This window comes from Treponema pedis (genome assembly GCF_017161325.1).
Classification (GTDB): domain Bacteria; phylum Spirochaetota; class Spirochaetia; order Treponematales; family Treponemataceae; genus Treponema_B; species Treponema_B pedis.
Genome location: NZ_CP045670.1, coordinates 670,178 through 686,067, shown reverse-complemented (window position 1 = coordinate 686,067; position 15,890 = coordinate 670,178). Strand labels below are relative to the sequence as shown.

11 protein-coding genes are annotated in these 15,890 nt (G+C 35.8%); 4 read left to right on the top strand and 7 right to left on the bottom strand.

Annotated elements, in window-relative coordinates; translation table 11 throughout:
* Positions 1–128 precede the first annotated feature (128 nt).
* The gene (gene fusA / locus DYQ05_RS03000; RefSeq protein ID WP_206183808.1) at positions 129–2,183 is read left to right on the top strand and encodes an elongation factor G; all 2,055 of its coding nucleotides are present in this window, start codon (positions 129–131) and stop codon (positions 2,181–2,183) included.
* A gap of 121 nt (positions 2,184–2,304) precedes the next feature.
* Here the strand turns inward: fusA and DYQ05_RS02995 are convergent, their stop codons facing one another.
* On the bottom strand, positions 2,305–4,062 hold the full coding sequence (locus tag DYQ05_RS02995) for an FAD-binding oxidoreductase (RefSeq protein ID WP_206183807.1): 1,758 nt from the start codon (positions 4,060–4,062) through the stop codon (positions 2,305–2,307).
* Between the two features lie 218 nt (positions 4,063–4,280).
* On the opposite strand from DYQ05_RS02995, the gene DYQ05_RS02990 reads away from it, so the two are divergent.
* From DYQ05_RS02990 to DYQ05_RS02980, 3 genes are all read left to right on the top strand, one after another.
* On the top strand, positions 4,281–5,159 hold the full coding sequence (locus DYQ05_RS02990; protein WP_024466722.1) for a hypothetical protein: 879 nt from the start codon (positions 4,281–4,283) through the stop codon (positions 5,157–5,159).
* Between the two features lie 16 nt (positions 5,160–5,175).
* The gene (locus DYQ05_RS02985) at positions 5,176–5,970 is read left to right on the top strand and encodes a hypothetical protein (protein WP_206183806.1); all 795 of its coding nucleotides are present in this window, start codon (positions 5,176–5,178) and stop codon (positions 5,968–5,970) included.
* Positions 5,971–6,324: 354 nt separating this feature from the next.
* Complete coding sequence (locus DYQ05_RS02980) at positions 6,325–7,191, top strand: hypothetical protein (protein ID WP_024466726.1); 867 nt, start codon at positions 6,325–6,327, stop codon at positions 7,189–7,191.
* Positions 7,192–7,216: 25 nt separating this feature from the next.
* Here the strand turns inward: DYQ05_RS02980 and DYQ05_RS02975 are convergent, their stop codons facing one another.
* From DYQ05_RS02975 to DYQ05_RS02955, 6 genes are all read right to left on the bottom strand, one after another.
* A complete protein-coding gene (locus DYQ05_RS02975; RefSeq protein WP_024466727.1) occupies positions 7,217–8,008 on the bottom strand; it encodes a metal ABC transporter permease in 792 nt (263 codons plus the stop codon).
* Between the two features lie 93 nt (positions 8,009–8,101).
* Positions 8,102–8,689, bottom strand: a complete 588-nt coding sequence (locus DYQ05_RS02970) for a metal ABC transporter ATP-binding protein (RefSeq protein WP_252723490.1) — start codon at positions 8,687–8,689, stop codon at positions 8,102–8,104.
* Positions 8,690–8,746: 57 nt separating this feature from the next.
* Positions 8,747–9,619 (bottom strand): hypothetical protein, encoded by an 873-nt coding sequence (locus DYQ05_RS02965; protein WP_020964418.1) that lies wholly within the window; start codon positions 9,617–9,619, stop codon positions 8,747–8,749.
* Positions 9,620–9,675: 56 nt separating this feature from the next.
* Positions 9,676–12,141 carry a UvrD-helicase domain-containing protein gene (locus tag DYQ05_RS02960; RefSeq protein WP_252723489.1) on the bottom strand — a complete coding sequence of 822 codons (2,466 nt, stop codon included), beginning with the start codon at positions 12,139–12,141 and terminating at the stop codon, positions 9,676–9,678.
* 43 nt (positions 12,142–12,184) lie between these two features.
* Entirely contained in the window at positions 12,185–13,042 is an 858-nt protein-coding gene (locus tag DYQ05_RS13580; protein ID WP_252723488.1) for a UvrD-helicase domain-containing protein, read from the bottom strand.
* An 11-nt stretch (positions 13,043–13,053) separates the two neighbouring features.
* A complete protein-coding gene (locus DYQ05_RS02955; protein WP_206183805.1) occupies positions 13,054–15,864 on the bottom strand; it encodes a PD-(D/E)XK nuclease family protein in 2,811 nt (936 codons plus the stop codon).
* Between the last annotated feature and the right edge of the window lie 26 nt (positions 15,865–15,890).

The following is a 15,890-nucleotide window of genomic DNA, read 5'->3' as shown; positions in this document are numbered from 1 at the left end:
AATTTCAAATTTATACCGAAACGTCTTTGTTTTTTCGGATTAAGATGTAAGTTTCGGTAATAGTTATCTTAAAAATAATTATACCTCGGTTTTTGCCGAGGTATATTAATTGGGAGTTGGAGAATAAAATGCTTGATAAAATGCGGAATATAGGAATAATGGCTCACATTGATGCCGGTAAGACGACGACTACGGAAAGAATTTTATTTTATACCGGTAAAATACATAAGATAGGCGAAATCGATGACGGGCAGGCTACAATGGATTGGATGGCTCAAGAACAGGATAGGGGTATTACAATTCAAAGTGCGGCTACAACTACTTATTGGAAAAATTTTCAAATTAATATTATAGACACTCCCGGGCACGTAGATTTTACAGCCGAAGTTGAGCGTTCTTTACGCGTTTTGGACGGAGCCGTGGCCGTTTTATGTGCGGTAGGCGGAGTTCAGCCGCAAACCGAAACCGTATGGCATCAAGCCGACCGCTATAAGGTTCCGCGCATTTGCTTTGTAAATAAAATGGACAGACTGGGCGCCGATTTTTTTTCCGTAATGAATGATGTTGCGGACAAGTTTAAGGTGCAACCCGTTCCCGTTGAAATTCCTATAGGTGCAAGCGATACCTTTGAAGGTATAATAGACCTTATTTCCATGCAGGAAATTCATTGGGATTCTTCTACCGAAGGTGAAAAATATACATATTCTCCCATAGCTCCCGAGCGTCTTCCGCTTGCCGAAGAATGGCGCGAAAAAATGCTTGACACGGTTTCTTCCTTTTCAGATGAAATTACCGAGCTTATTTTAGAAGGTAATCCCGTTCCCGCCGATTTAATTAAAAAAGAAATTCGTAAAGCCGTTTTAAAGAGAGATTATATTCCGTTTTTATGCGGTTCTGCAAGACGCAATATCGGAGTTCAGCCCTTAATAGATGCAATTGTAGATTTTTTGCCTGCTCCGGACGAGGTTCTTCCCGCCGAAGCTTTTAACACCAAAAAAGAAGAAAACATTACCGTTCCGTGTAAACCTGAGGGAAATCCTCTCGGCCTTGTGTTTAAAATTCAGTATGATAAGGACGCCGGTTCTCTTTGCTATGTGCGTATGTATTCAGGTAAAATTAAATCCGGAGACCAAGTTTTTAATATCGGAAAAAAGAAACGGGAGCGGGTAAACCGTATTTTGCGAATGCACTCAAATAAATCCGAACAAATGGATTCCGTTCAGGCGGGAGATATTGCGGTATTTGTCGGTTTAAAATCGGCACAAACAGGCGATACTCTGGGTACGGAAGGTTTGCCGTTATTACTTGAGTCTATGCAATTTCCTGAGCCTGTAATTTCCGTGTCGCTTGAACCTAAAAGTCTTTCGGAGCGCGACCGATTAAAAGAAGTGCTTGAAATTCTTTCCAAAGAAGACCCTACCTTTACAAGCAAGGAAGATTCAGAAACCGGGCAGCTCATTATTTCGGGTATGGGAGAACTTCATATCGATATTTTAACCACCCGTATGCTGGACGATTTTAAAGTTGAAGCCCGCGTAGGAAATCCGCAAGTTACATATCGGGAATCCATTACCGCCGCAAAAACTCAAACTGAAAAATACAGTAAGCAAATGGCGGGAAAGGATAACGAAGCGGAGCTGACTCTTACCGTACGTCCTCTTCCGCGCGGGACGGGAAATAAGTTCGTTTCCAAAGTAAAAACCTTTTCGCAAAAATCCGGAGGAGCCGCAGCCAATACCCTGCCTGAAGAGCTGGTAAATGCGGTGGAACATTCCGTAAACGCATGTTTTTCTTCAGGAATAAAATTCGGCTATCCGTGTACCGATATTGAGGTTGAACTTACTTCAGCAAAATACGACGAGCTTACTTCCACGCCTTTTGCATTTGAAGCCGGAGCGGCAAAGTGTTTTGACGATGCCTGCAACAGTGCGGAACCGGTGCTGCTTGAACCCGTAATGAAAGTGGATATTACAAGCCCTAAAGAATTCGTAGGGGACGCAATGAGCAGAATGACGCAGCGCGGAGGGTTGATTTTAAGTATGGAATCGAAGACCGGGACTGAGGTAGTTCATGCACAGGCTCCTATGGCGCAAATGTTCGGGTTTACTACAGATTTACGCTCGGCAACTCAAGGAAGGGCTGCTTTTACAATGAGCTTCAGCCATTTTGAGGTAAAACGGTAACGGATTTTAAGTAAAAAATTTAAAGGTTATGCCTTTAAAAGATACCGGAGAAAAATTTCTTTATGAAATTCGGCCGCAGCTTTTACCTACCTCCGGTATTTCCGTTTTATGTATTCGTAATTTATCCGTTGTTCCATGTTTTACCTGCATATTTAGGTTTTCGTTTTTGTTCTTCACTCATATCCAAACCTAAGGTTCCTCCAGGATTCATTATATTGTTAGGGTCAAAGTGATGTTTAAGCGCTTTAAAAATTTTAAAGTTTGCTGCACCGATAGACTGTTCTACCCAAGCTGCCGTCATTTTCCCTACACCGTGGTGGTGGCTCATAGCGGCTCCCGTGTGCATTATATTATCGAAAATTCCGTACTGATATTCTACATATTCTTCTTTATCTTTAAATAAGCCTATAAAAATAAAATAGAGATTTGCGCCTTGGGGATAGGCATGTGAAAGGTGGGTCATACAAACGGTGTTCGGACGCGATTTCGCAAACTTACGTACGTCCTTATGAACTCTTTCCATCATTTCCCAAGTAACGCTGCATTCCATTGTATCGATGATAACTCCGTAATCTTGTAAGGACTCACGTAAGTAAGGGTCCGTAAAACGGCCGTGCTCCCAGCCCTTTACCGGCATACCGGTTAAAAATAAACCGCCGTATTTTTTACAAATTTTTTTTACATTTTTGTAAAGCTGTTTTGAAAAATGCTTTTCTCCTTCAGTCCAACCTAAAAAAAGGCAGCGCTGCATGGGTTTATACCCCATAAGGTTCATTGCCGTTTCTGCAATTGTGCCTTCAACACCGTAAAGTTTTAATGCCATATCGGTTTCTTCTGCATCGGAAAGTCTGAATACGGAAGGAAACCCGGCTTCATTTTGCATAATTTCCCTGCAAGCGTTCATTCCGTTTTCCCATGTTTTAAAAATAAAACTGAAGTTTTTTCGGGTTTCGGGACGGTAACGGAAAATACGTAAGGTTACGTTTGTAAGAATTCCGAAAGCCCCTTCGCTTCCCATCATAATTTCGTCGGTATCCGGTCCGACGGCATGAGCCGGAAGTCCGTAACTTTTTACAATTCCTGTAGGGGTAACATAAGTTTGCTGAAAAACTATATCCTTTATATTCCCGTAATATGTGGAGTTTTGCCCCGCTCCCCGCGTTACAACCCAGCCTCCTACGGAAGAATATTCAAAGGATTGGGGAAAATGGCCGCAAGTGTAAGAGCGGCAGGCTCCGAATTCCTGTCGGGCATTGTTTAAATGAGCTTCCAGCTGCGGTCCCGACATTCCGGCTTGTACGGTAACGGTTTGGTTTATTTCGTTAAATTCCAAAACCTTGTTAAAGTTTTTACGCATATCCAGGGTAATGCCTCCCTTGACGGCTTCCACTCCCCGAGTAACCGAAGAACCTCCGCCGTATACATACAGGGGAATTTTATTTTCATTACAATATTCCACAAGGCTTACAATCTGTTTATGTTCGGAGGGAAAAACGACAATATCCGGCACATTTTCTACAATACCTTCCCGTAAGCGATACGCATCGTACATAGTTTTTCCGTAAGCAACGGCAATTCTGTCGTATGCCCTTGTACTTACTTCCGCATCGCCGAAAATCTCTTTTAATTTTTCAATATGCTTTTGCTCCAATTTTACTTCCAAAGTTTCGGGAAGCGGTTCCAAGCCTTCGTATTTTTTTTGTTTAAACTCATCATCGCCGATACCGAAGACGGTTTTCATATATTTATAAAGCCTTTCATTAGGCTCTTTAAATTCGTTCGGGTTTCCCCATTTTAAAACGGAGCGAAAAGATTCTTTAGGCGGAGGCACTTGTTCCCATACCGGTTTAAAGTCCCTGTATTTATAGCGTTTCCCCATTTTTTATAAGTCTCCTTAATAATTGTTATACGGTGTTTTTAAAAATTATAAGTTTTTAAAGCTGTCATATATTAAACCTATTCTAAAAATAATGCAACCTATTGACAGGTAAGTATCGATTTTGTTTTACAGCTTTTATCCTTTAATCCGAATTTTTTCGGGGCTTACTTGACAAAACGGTAAAAACCCTTCACAATACAAAAGCAGGGAGATAATTTATGAAAAAATTTAAGTTATTTGTTTTTATATTTTTGTTTGCTATGAGTACAATGCATATCTCCGCCTTTGATAAGGGGTTTACCTTGGGTTTTAAGGCTAATTTTACCGGCTCTTATACCGACCCGCATATAAACGAAGCCGATAAAAAATATTTGGGAGCCGCTTATATAAAGGGAATGTTGGGTTTTGTTATGAACGGAGAGGCGGAACTTACATATATTTTTGATTCCAAACGGTTCTTTAATTATCAATCTAATGATGTGTTTAGCGGTTTGGGTCTTGCCTTTAATTTAGGTATAGGACAAAATTTTTCGGGGCAAGTTTCCGGACAATACAGAGACGGTATAGGACAAATAGACGTATATTGCCGTGTATTTATGACTCCTGTTCTTCACTTCGGGGCGGGCGTAAAAACCTACTTTTTTAAAAACCGCTTTGCCCTCGGGTTTACTCTCGGCGGTAAAATGCCTATGGACCCCGACCCCACTTATGAAATGTATTCCAATTTAAATGAAGAAAAACTTAAAGAGTTAAAAAAAGCTGCCGACATAGATTTTTCAGCTGAAACAGGAACACTTGTTGTTCCGCAGGAAGTTATTAAAAAAATAAATCCGTTGGGCTTTTTAACGAAGCTTTCTTTGGAATATTATCAACCCGTTATTCCTACAATGCAAATAACGGTTGGAGGCTTTTTGCAGTATTATGTTTTCCGTCCCAACTATGTTACAATGCCTAAAAAAATAGAGGATGCGGCCATAAAAAACGGAAAGATTCAGGAACCTAAGGTTGATGTCAATTTTAAAAGAGACCCTATAAAATCGTTTTATATGAATTCCGTAGATTTCGGAATAAGTTTAGGCTTATTGTTCAGCGTTTAATTTCTAAGGAAAATAAATGAAAAAAGCATCGCGCAATATCTTTTTTATTGTTCAAACCGTTTTAGGCTTATTTTGTGCTTGTCGCCCGTCAATAGGCACCGCCTGGTACCGCAATGCGGCGGGTTTTTCCGAGCAAGTTTTATATCTTACTGAAATAAATGTTGCAGGCGCGGAGCTGATAGTATCAAAACCCGAATTTGTTGCCGTAAAATTTGAAAAAATTACAAATAAAACATTAACAATACGGGCAAAGTCCGCATTGAATATAAGCCTTGATGAAGATGCGGATATCGATAAGGGGCGGCCATATACTTATTTTGATGCGGAATTTAAGACAAAGGTATTAAAGGCCGAAAATACTTTAGGTAAAACTCTTTGGGCTTTCGGCAAAGACCCGTCGTATATTAAATTTTACAAGGGTAAAAAACAGGATTGTGCGGAACCTGATAATAGTATAGCGGTTCCGTTCGGTAATAATGAAACTCCCGAATCATTCGAAATATTTACCCGATTTGTAAAACATGATTGGGGCGGCGTGTTTAATACCTACCATAAAGAAGAAATATCCGCCGATAGTGAACGCGATACTGTAAAATTTAAATACATTGCGGATTCGGATAACGGATACTGGGTGATTGACTCGACAGCCGATAGCGGCTTGGGTTCCGATAAGGTTGAAATAGTACTTCCTGCAAATTTTAAGCTGAAATTCGGTCAGGAGCGGGATTTTACGGTTATATATAAAATAAACGGTCTTTCCGATTGGACAAAAGGAGAGGCCGAATTTACATACACTATAAGTTGGAAATAATAGGAGAATACGAATTATGAAACGGAAAATTTTATTGTGGTTTATATTTTCGGTTAATATATGTGTAATGCATATCTATGCCTTCGATAGAAGGAGAAGTTGAAGTTTCATATATGATAGGCTGGCAATAATTTAATAGTTAATAATTGATTTGATTTTATCATAAGTTGAAGTTGGGCAGGTTAAACGGTCCTGCTTAATTTTGGCTTATGAGTTTGATTTTAAGCACGAGCTGTTGTCATAAAAAGCGGCTCTTGCTTGCGGTTTTACACTTACGAATAAAACCGCAGAAATTCATAAATCCTCCGTAATTTAAAGATTACTGTGGTAAGTGAATTTGTATGGAGGTTTTTAATGAAATTAACAGTTGTTTGTTTTTTAAGCTGCGTTTTACTTTTTACATCGGCCGGCTTTGCACAGGAAACGCCTATGCTTAGTGCCGATAATCCCGACAGTATTTACCCTGCGGCGAAACTCGGAGAGATGTTTATCCACATGTCAAAAATTACTTCTCCTTTTAAAGGTAATGCTCCGGCAATAGAAATCCTTTTTCAATCGGATAAGTTTTATTGGGAGCCGTGCACGCCGCCGGAGGACTGGGGGCAAAAAGATAAAACATTTAAATATTTTGAAGAGTTTATTCCGGGCACAACTATTATCTTTAATATTACGAATAGGATAGATGATGTAACTTATTATAAAACGGATTCGGTTCACCCTTATAACTTGCCTATTTACAATGACCCTGCTGAAGCTGAGTTTTTAAAGCGTTTTGTATTTTTTAAATTTACCGCAACGGCGGCAAAAAGTATGTCTCTTTTTAGAAGAGCTCTTAACAATGATTTGGGCGCTATAGATACTCATACAAAACTTATTTATGCATACAGTATGCCTACCGATTACGAAAAAATGATAGGTAACAATTATATTCCGCAAAAATGGATGCCTTACGAGCTTGCTCCCAACACAAAGGATTCAGGTCTTAAATTTTATGAATATGACCCGATAGGCTTTGTCTCCGAAGAAGCCGATTTTGAATTTTTTAAGGTAAAAACCAATATGCATTTTTATGATTGGTGGTATGATGCAATTACGGTAGGCAGAACGATGAAAACCGTAAAAGCCAAACGGTTTATGCCCGTTATCAACCCGAAAGCTGAAGAAGATTGGTCAATACGCGATGCCAAACGGCCTGTACGCTCGCCTTACCGCAAACAGTAAACAAAGTTTTTTTAAACAATACATTTTACCGTAAAATTCTCTTTATACCTATAGTAACAACTAAAACTGCTACGGAAACAAGAGCGGTAAAGCCGCCCGGAGCGACATTTAAATGATACGATAGGATAAGTCCCAGCATTATATCCGATATGCTGAATAAAATCGACGCTATCAATGTTTTTTTAAATCCCGTTTTCAGTTGAAGGGCGGCGGCGGCGGGTAAGGCTATCATAGAAGTCAGTACCAGCATTCCGACTATTTTGATTGAAACCGAAATAGTTGCCGCTACGAGAACGGAAAAAATGTAGTTTATTGTTTTTACACGTATGTTTGCAATTTTTGCAATATCTTCATCTAACGCAATATAAAGCATTTTATGGTACATAAAAAACAGGCATATAAGCGATAAAAAACTTAAAACAATGACCGTTATTACATCTGCGGAAGAAACCGTCAAAATACTTCCGAATAAATATGTTTCCGCATTGGCTTTTACAACACCTGCACTTATCAGTGTAATTGCAATACCTACACTTAACGACAGCACTATAGATAAAATTAAATCACCGTATTCCTTAAACCAATTGCGTAAAACTTCAATTAAAGCTCCTGCCAGTGAAGTAAAAATAAAAGCTCCCAATATCGGATTAAGCCCCGAAATAAGGGCAAGCGTAACTCCTGCAAGAGAGCTGTGAGAAAGTGTATCTCCTATCAAAGATTGTTTACGTAAAACTAAAAACAATCCTATAATAGGGCAAAGTATTGAAATAAAAAATGAAACGATAAAAGCATTTTGCATAAAGGTATATTGAAACATTTTAACTCTCCATAGGTTTGAAATTTATAAAATTGGGATTAAAGAATTCCGACGTATATTGTTTCGGGTTGCATAAATGACCTTCACCGTTTTTTATATGGAATATTTTAGTGGAATTAAAATAGCCGCATCTAAATTATGATCAACCGAAAGAACGGTTAAACCGTATTCGGTATTTAATTTTTTTACAAAAGAATAAATTTCTTTTTGTCCGTTTACATCGATTCCCGTTGACGGTTCATCTAAAATTAAAAGCTCGGGATTTCCTATCATAGCCCGTGCAATATAAAGTTTTTGAAGTTGTCCGCCTGAAAGTTCTCCAGCTCTGGCGTTTTTGTATTCAATCAAGTTTACGGTTTTAAGAAGTTCGTGTATGCAGGTCTTATCTTTTATTTTTAAAATACGTCTGTATGAATCCAAAACTTCAAATACTGTAATCGGAAAATCATTTAAATTTTCTTTTTTTTGCGGTAAATAACCTATACGGTTTGTTTCTATTTTAACGGTACCCTTTGAAGGATTGATTAATTTTAAGATAAGTTTTATGAGCGTGCTTTTACCGCAGCCGTTTTCTCCGACAATCGAAATGTATTCACCTGAATCGGCTGCCAAATTGATATTTTTTAAAACAAGCTTTTCCGTATTGGGATATTTAAATCCGAGAGATTCTATTTTTATCATAAATTGAATTGTATAGTATTTTTATTAATTATACAAGAGTTCAAAGTTATTTATTATTTACAGTTCGGAATGTTTTGTACGTTTCATTAACATGGGAACTACAAAATTAAATTTAAATTTTCCTGGAATACTTTGTATTTCTATTTCGTAAATTCCTTTGTCTATTTTTTTTAAAAATGAAGCTTTAGATAAATCTATCTTTTTTAAAAGAAAAATATCTTCAACATATATTTTTTCTCCGCCGTATTCGGGTAAGATTTGAATATATTTTTTTTGAAAAACATCTTTATCTATTTTCTTTATTTGAAAAACGGGTAATGCCAGTATAAGACCGTCTTTTTGAAAAAGCATAATATTCAAATTTAAATCGGCAGAAGAGTATTTGCGTATTTCTATAGCTTCCGCTAAAAGGCTTCGGTTTTTATTTTGCAAACAGGCCGCTAAAAGTCCCGTTTTTTTATTATCCAGTAAGATTGCCTTATATTCGATTAAAAGCGAAATTAACAGGTTGTTTGCGTCCGAGTTGATATTGCTTTCCGCAAAAAAAGGTATCGGCTTTTGAGTCAGATGCTGTTCCGAAGATGTCATTAAGTATGTTTCAGCCTGATTTTTATAAAAGCAGTCGATTTCAGCTTGCGGCAGTATTGCCGTTACGGTTTTTGAAAAAATATCGGGCGATAAAAATGATGAGCATAAAACGAAAAGATAAGATATATTTCCGTCTACTTGAACATACGCATCTATTACAACCGCTCCGGCTTCAATACATGCAAGAGAGACCCTCATTCGTAAGACGGCTCCCTGCTCGCTCATAAAACTTTGCTGAACGGCAAATAATTTAATACCGTATAGGAATTCTCCTCGTAAAAGAGAGTTTGCCAAAACAGAGAAATTTGAGTTTTCGTATTGCCGGTAAACAGACGCCATCATAACTATTATCGGTAAATTTTAAAATTAACTTAAAAATTATTTTCTTTACGCTCGTATTATATTTCAAAATAATGACCTGTTTTTAAATAGAAAATATATGCTTTTACCGTAGAAAGGTCTCCATATTCGTAAACCAAATCTTTTGCAGCTTTTTTGTAAATTGAAAGCTGACCTTTATGCCGGTCAGGATTTTCAATTTCATCGGTTTTATAATCGATGATATAAACAATATCGGCTGTTTTAAAAATTAAGTCGATTTGCCCGCTTACGATTTGTCCGTCATATTCCGTTAAAAAGGCGTATTCCGATTTTATTTTTTCGGCATTCAATGCAAGTTGATAAATTTCGGAAGTGAAAAAATTTTCTATCCATTTTTTTATTTTCTTTTCGGTATTTTCAGGATAAATGAATTCTTTATTTAAAAGCCGTGCTTCAATTGCCGTGTGTGCAATTGTTCCGAGCTGAGCTGCCGTAAACTCGGAAGTCTCGGAATTTTGTATGTCGGATAACTCGGTATTTTTTACGGTAAAAGAATATGCTTTGTCTTCAGAAGGTTTAAATTCCGTTTTTGCAAGTTTTGTTGCGGCAATAATTTTATTTTTTGCAAGTTTAAATTCCTTAACTTTAGAATTTTTATAAAGTTCCGCGAAGTTGATTTTTCCGCTCTGAGGTGTTTTTATATCTTTATTTAATATACTTCTTTCTTGAGGTAATATTTCTTTAAAAATAATATCGCTGTGCTCATCAGGCAAGGCAGGTAAAAGCAGTTGAAAAAAACTTTTTCGTGTAGGGTTTTCAGTCTGCTTAATTATGTTTTTTATTTCAGCTAAGGTCCTGGGTTTATCGGTAACGGGTTCCGATGTTTTGTTTTCTTCTTCATTATCTTCACTTGTCGTATCCGCAGAGCTCATAATTAAATAACTTTCGGCGCGTGTCATTGCAACATATAAAAGTCTTTTTGTTTCCGCAATCAGTTTATTGTTTTCTTCTTCTCTAAGAGATTCAAAAATCATATTTTTCTGAAACGGTAAGTTGTGTATTTGAGGAGGATAAATTACAATGCCGAAAATTTCATTATAGAACACAAGACCGTCTTTGATTGTGCTTTTCCCCTTATTTCCGCAATCCGGAATAATTACAATAGGGAATTCCAATCCCTTACTTTTGTGCACGGTTAAAAATGAAACCTCACTTTGATTTTTTTCAAGAGGAATTTCCATATCATCGAGTTTTTGATTGTTTTCAATATATTTTGAAAGTAAATCTACAAATTGAGATAGAGTTAATCCTTTTAAATCGGCTTGATGTGCAAGTTCAAAAAGATAATCATATAACTCCAAATAATGAACATTTTCTTTTTTACTTAAAAGAAAATATCTATATCCTTCATTGTACCAAATATATGTAACCAATTCTGCGCAATTCATAAGAAGAGCTTTTTGTTTTAATCTTTCAAATAAATTACAGCCGTTGTTGTAAGCGGCTTTATTTCCTTCCGTTAAGTTTTGTATAAGACCGGAATCAAATGCGGTTTTAAAATTTAAAAGTAAATCTGCAAAGGCATCGTCATCAACATTTACAAAAGGAGAGCGTAAAACTTGAGCATAGGTTTTAATATCGGCAGGATAAACCATAAGTTTTAACAGTGCATAGATATCATTTATAGGAGCTTCATTAAATAATCCTTTTTGCTGAATGCTTTTGTACGGTATTCCGAAGTTTCTAAAAATACGTTCATATACGCCTTGGTGTGAAGACGCTCTCATTAAAATAGCGAAATCATTCCATGAACATGGGGCGGCATTTCTGCCTTTTTTAACCAACATTTTGGAATTATATATTTCCAAAATACGCTTTGCAATATAATACGCTTCGGTTTCAACGGCGGAAAGGAAGATGTCTTTATCTTCCATATTCTTTAAACGGGTTTTATCGAAAAACAGAAGCTCTATTTTGGGATTAATACCGGCTACCGCTTCTCCGGATTGTGTGGGGAAATATTCCGCTTCATAAGGAGGTGTTTTCGCCTCGCCGTTCGGGTCTTTTTTTAAATATTTATTTTCGGCGGAATAAAAAATCTTATTAAAAATTATATTAAACAAATCTATAAGTTTAGGCTCGGTTCTGTAATTTATTAAAAGCCTTGTAGAATCTATTTGTTCCTTTGAACCTATATCTTCCGCCAGTTTTCTAAATACGGAAACATCGGCTCCGCGGAAAGCGTAAATGGATTGTTTTTCATCTCCTACAAAAAAAAGTTTGTTCGGATAAAGTTCTTCTGGCTTTGGAATCGACTTTTCCGTCCTTTCCGTTTTTTCCGCAATTAAAAACAATAAATCCCGCTGTAAACCGTTGTTATCCTGAAATTCGTCTATCATTATTATTTGAGCGTCTTTTTTATAAAAATTTCTAAGCTCCGTATCGGCAATAAGAGCGTCAACGGCAAGCCGTGAAACATCGGAAAAGGTTAAAATTCCGTTTTGTTTTTTTTGTATAATATATTCGGTTTGAAGTTGTTCCAACAAGATAAAAAGTTTTTCCAAGTATTTTTTTGAATATTCAAAGTTATAAATATTTAAAAAATGTTTGATAAATTTCTTTTAACGTATCTTTTATTTCTTTTGCATTTCCGCCTTTTTTGCCTTTTCGGCTGCTCGAAATTTCTTTAATTACGGTTAAAACTTCAAAAAAGTTTTTATCGTTAACCGATTCGATGTTGTAATTATTTTCTTTTAAAAGTTCTTTGCTGTCTTTTATAAAGTTGTCGCTATTATCAGATTCTTCTATTAAGTTTAAAATTTCATAATAACCGCTTACGGCTTTTTTTTCCGCTTTTACGTATTCTTCCGTTTGAGATTTAAAATGTTTTTTTAAGTCTAAAGGTTGTGAGATAAAAACATATTCGGTTAAAATTTTTGTAAATAAATTTTTTACAAAATCATCTATTTTATTTTCGCCTAAGAAAAACCGGATTGCTTCATCGGAGCGGTGTGCTAAGAAAAAATCGAGAGAGATTCTATATGCTAAATTTTTAGATTCTTCATTATCGATTTTGAAGTTGGGAGAAATGCCGAAATTTTTACAGGCAAGCCGTGCAATGGAATTGCAAAATGAATCTAAGGTTGAAATACGTGCAAGATGAAATTTTTCTATCGCTTTTACGGCATTCTGATGATTTATTTTTTTTAGTGTATTGTAAATACGTTTGTGCATTTCTGCAGAAGCTTTATCGGTAAAGGTTAAAGCGATAATATTTTCCACATTGATGTTTTTTTCTACTATAAAATATACATATCTTGAAGCAAGAACTTTTGTTTTTCCTGAACCGGCTCCCGCTGCAATTACGGCATTGTTTTCTACCATAACCGCATTTATTTGATTTGAATTTAAACCGTTTAGTAAATTTTCTATTATATCTTTCATCTTTATTTCCTTTATTTTACGGAATAAACAGTTCTGCAAACGTTTTTTAAACTGCAAGCCGAACAATTTTCAAAGGTAACGTTTTTTGTTTTAGTAAAATTTTCATTATGTACGCATTCTGCAAAATGTTCCGCATATAGAATAAACGTGTCTATTACAGATTGAAATTCTTTGCGTGTTTTTTCTTTGCCTTTGCGGTTAACTTCTATAACCGTATTGTCGTTAACTACTTTATTTATTTTTTGCTGTACAAAACTTAAAAACCATGCATGTTCGATTTCGCTTAATGAGTTTCCTTCTTTTTGTTTTTTGTTTTGTAAGAGTTTTGTTTCTGCAAGAAATATGTACATCGGTATTTGAAAATCGGTAAGTTCGATATCGTCGTCATCTTTATTTCCGTAAGAAGAAAAGGCCGGCATAGAATTTGTTTTATAGTCTATTATAACGGCACTTCGTTCATCGGGAGGAAAAGACGCTCTGTCGATTTTGCCGCGGTATAAAATTCCTTCGCAATCGGTTTCAATCCATTCTTCTATCCAATCGGGAGAATAACCGTTTAGCAGTTCGGAGTCGGTTTTTAAAACAAATTCAACTGCATAAAGAATACGCTGTTTTAAAGATTGAATAAAAGGTTTTGCCAATGCTCCTCGAAAATCGGCGTAATTTTCGGTAATTTGTTCTATTTCTTTTTCCGCAATCGATTTATATGTTTCTATATGTTCTTTATTAAAACAGTTGTCCGTTTTTTTTATTTCTTTATATAATTTTTCTAAAACTTCGTGGCATAGATTTCCTATATCTCTGGAATCGAAAATCGCAGCATCATACTCTTCGGGATATACGGCGAGTACATTGCTTAAAAACCAAAAAACGGGGCATTCATAAAATTTTTTTAAATCGCTTTGACTTACCTTTACAGAATTATTTTTTAATTTTGTCTTTGCAATATGTTCGGTTAATTTTTTTGACCTGTTTGAATATTCATTTTCCAAATATGAAAACTTTTTTGTATATTTAAAAAGATTTTCAATACCGGCTCCTTCTTTTTGCGTTTTATAAACGGTTTCTTTTTTTTCGGCATTGTCTTCATTTTTAAATGAGTCGAAAAACAGTAACTCGTTTAATTTTTCTCCCGCTTTTTCTTTTTCCGTTTCTTCATTTTCGGTATCAAAAAATCCGTTTATTATTAAATATCCTGAAAAACTTTGCTCTGCAAAACTGAAAATACAATTTTCGGATTCGGCATAAGCTGCAAAAAAATAAGAAGATGCGTCGGTTTCATAAACACCCAATTCTTCACGTTTGTCTTTACGTAAAAATGAAAGTTTATTATAAATAATATTTGTATGTTTTTGACTGCAATTTAAAATAAAATGATATGTAAAGGGCGTTCCGGCCGCAACCCTGTACGGAAAAATGCTTACGGCGCAGCCCGTATTTTGCGGAACATAAATTTCTTTTTCGAGCTGTGAAACAAAAAAATTTAATTTATCATTCGGCATATAATCTTTAAATTTTTTTTCCAGCGAAGTAAGCTCTTTAAGGGAAGAAAGACAGCGCCCTAAAATGGCATTGTCTTTTTCGGAAAATTCGGAAACATTTATACAGTCTTCTCTAAATATAAAATAATTTTTTTGCAATTCTTCAAAGGTTTTCGATTTACATAGTTTTTTTGCGGCATAATAAAATTTATAAAACCAATTTTTTGCCTTTTCTTTTAAAAAAACTTCCTCTTCGGTTTTTTCATAGTTTGTTTTAAATGATTCAATCCAAATATTTTTATAAGATATATCCTGTGAAGATTCTTTCCACGATACGGCACAATTGTTTTTTACACCGTATTGTATCAATGCCTGAACACCGGTTTTATCTTTCCACGGAATATGATTATTTAAAATAACCGGTTTAATAAACTCAAATGCAAAATTATTTTGTACGCAATTATAAATGAGGGAAAATATTTTTCCCGCCTGCTCGCTTCCGAGTTTAAAGCCTGAGCGGAATTCTATAGGAATACCGCGAAGTTCAAATTCTCTTTTAATATAAGCGGAATAATTTTCAATATCCGGAACGCTTACCGCAATATCGGAAGGCGGAATATCGTTTGAAAGCAATCTTTCTATTTGTAAAACGGCGGCGTGTAATTCGCTTCCCGAGTTTTCATAAATATCCGCATAATTTTTTTTAGAATTAAAATCTCTGCAATGTATAAAAGATATTTCTTTACAGGATTTTAACAAATCCGCATATTCGGAAAAGTCTTCCATCAATTCGGGATAGATAATTACATACTTTTTTTCTTTTGGAAAAAATTTCGATGAAAGCCATGAGGGCTCAAAGAGTTTGTTGCCTTTTAAAAATTCCGAATAGAGTTTTTTTAAAAGAAGATAGTCGTTTGTTCCGGAATCGTTTGCAAGTTTAAAAATATTATTTATATACCGTTTTTCAAAATGGTCCAACTGCGGTAAAACCCCTGCAAGCCATTCGGAAAAGACGGAACTGTTTTCCGCATATTCGGCGGGAATAATTGAACTGAAAAGAGGTTTTTCTTTTTTCGCTTCTTCGGCATTTTTACCGCAAATATAATTTGCAAAAATACTGCGTATAGTATTTGAAACGGGTGTAAGATTTTCCGAGTCCGAAACAAGATTATGTTCTTTAAAATTATCCCATGAAATATAATTTTCGGCCGGGATTGTTTTCAGACCGGTAACCGCCGGAGATTTTTGGAACCAAAGCATTGCGCTTATTCTTGAGGGAAATACGAAAACATTGTTTAAATCGCTTCCGTATTTTTTTAGCGTTTTTTCAATTAAGTTCATAAATATTCTCCCGAAAATTATTGTGG

Excerpts from the sequence above, each read along its gene's own strand:
- DYQ05_RS13580 (WP_252723488.1), bottom strand. The coding sequence starts at position 13,042 with ATGAAAGATATAATAGAAAATTTACTAAACGGTTTAAATTCAAATCAA.
- DYQ05_RS02985 (WP_206183806.1), top strand. The coding sequence starts at position 5,176 with ATGAAAAAAGCATCGCGCAATATCTTTTTTATTGTTCAAACCGTTTTA.
- DYQ05_RS02975 (WP_024466727.1), bottom strand. The coding sequence starts at position 8,008 with ATGTTTCAATATACCTTTATGCAAAATGCTTTTATCGTTTCATTTTTT.
- fusA (WP_206183808.1), top strand. The coding sequence starts at position 129 with ATGCTTGATAAAATGCGGAATATAGGAATAATGGCTCACATTGATGCC.
- DYQ05_RS02995 (WP_206183807.1), bottom strand. The coding sequence starts at position 4,062 with ATGGGGAAACGCTATAAATACAGGGACTTTAAACCGGTATGGGAACAA.
- DYQ05_RS02980 (WP_024466726.1), top strand. The coding sequence starts at position 6,325 with ATGAAATTAACAGTTGTTTGTTTTTTAAGCTGCGTTTTACTTTTTACA.
- DYQ05_RS02990 (WP_024466722.1), top strand. The coding sequence starts at position 4,281 with ATGAAAAAATTTAAGTTATTTGTTTTTATATTTTTGTTTGCTATGAGT.
- DYQ05_RS02965 (WP_020964418.1), bottom strand. The coding sequence starts at position 9,619 with ATGATGGCGTCTGTTTACCGGCAATACGAAAACTCAAATTTCTCTGTT.
- DYQ05_RS02970 (WP_252723490.1), bottom strand. The coding sequence starts at position 8,689 with ATGATAAAAATAGAATCTCTCGGATTTAAATATCCCAATACGGAAAAG.
- DYQ05_RS02955 (WP_206183805.1), bottom strand. The coding sequence starts at position 15,864 with ATGAACTTAATTGAAAAAACGCTAAAAAAATACGGAAGCGATTTAAAC.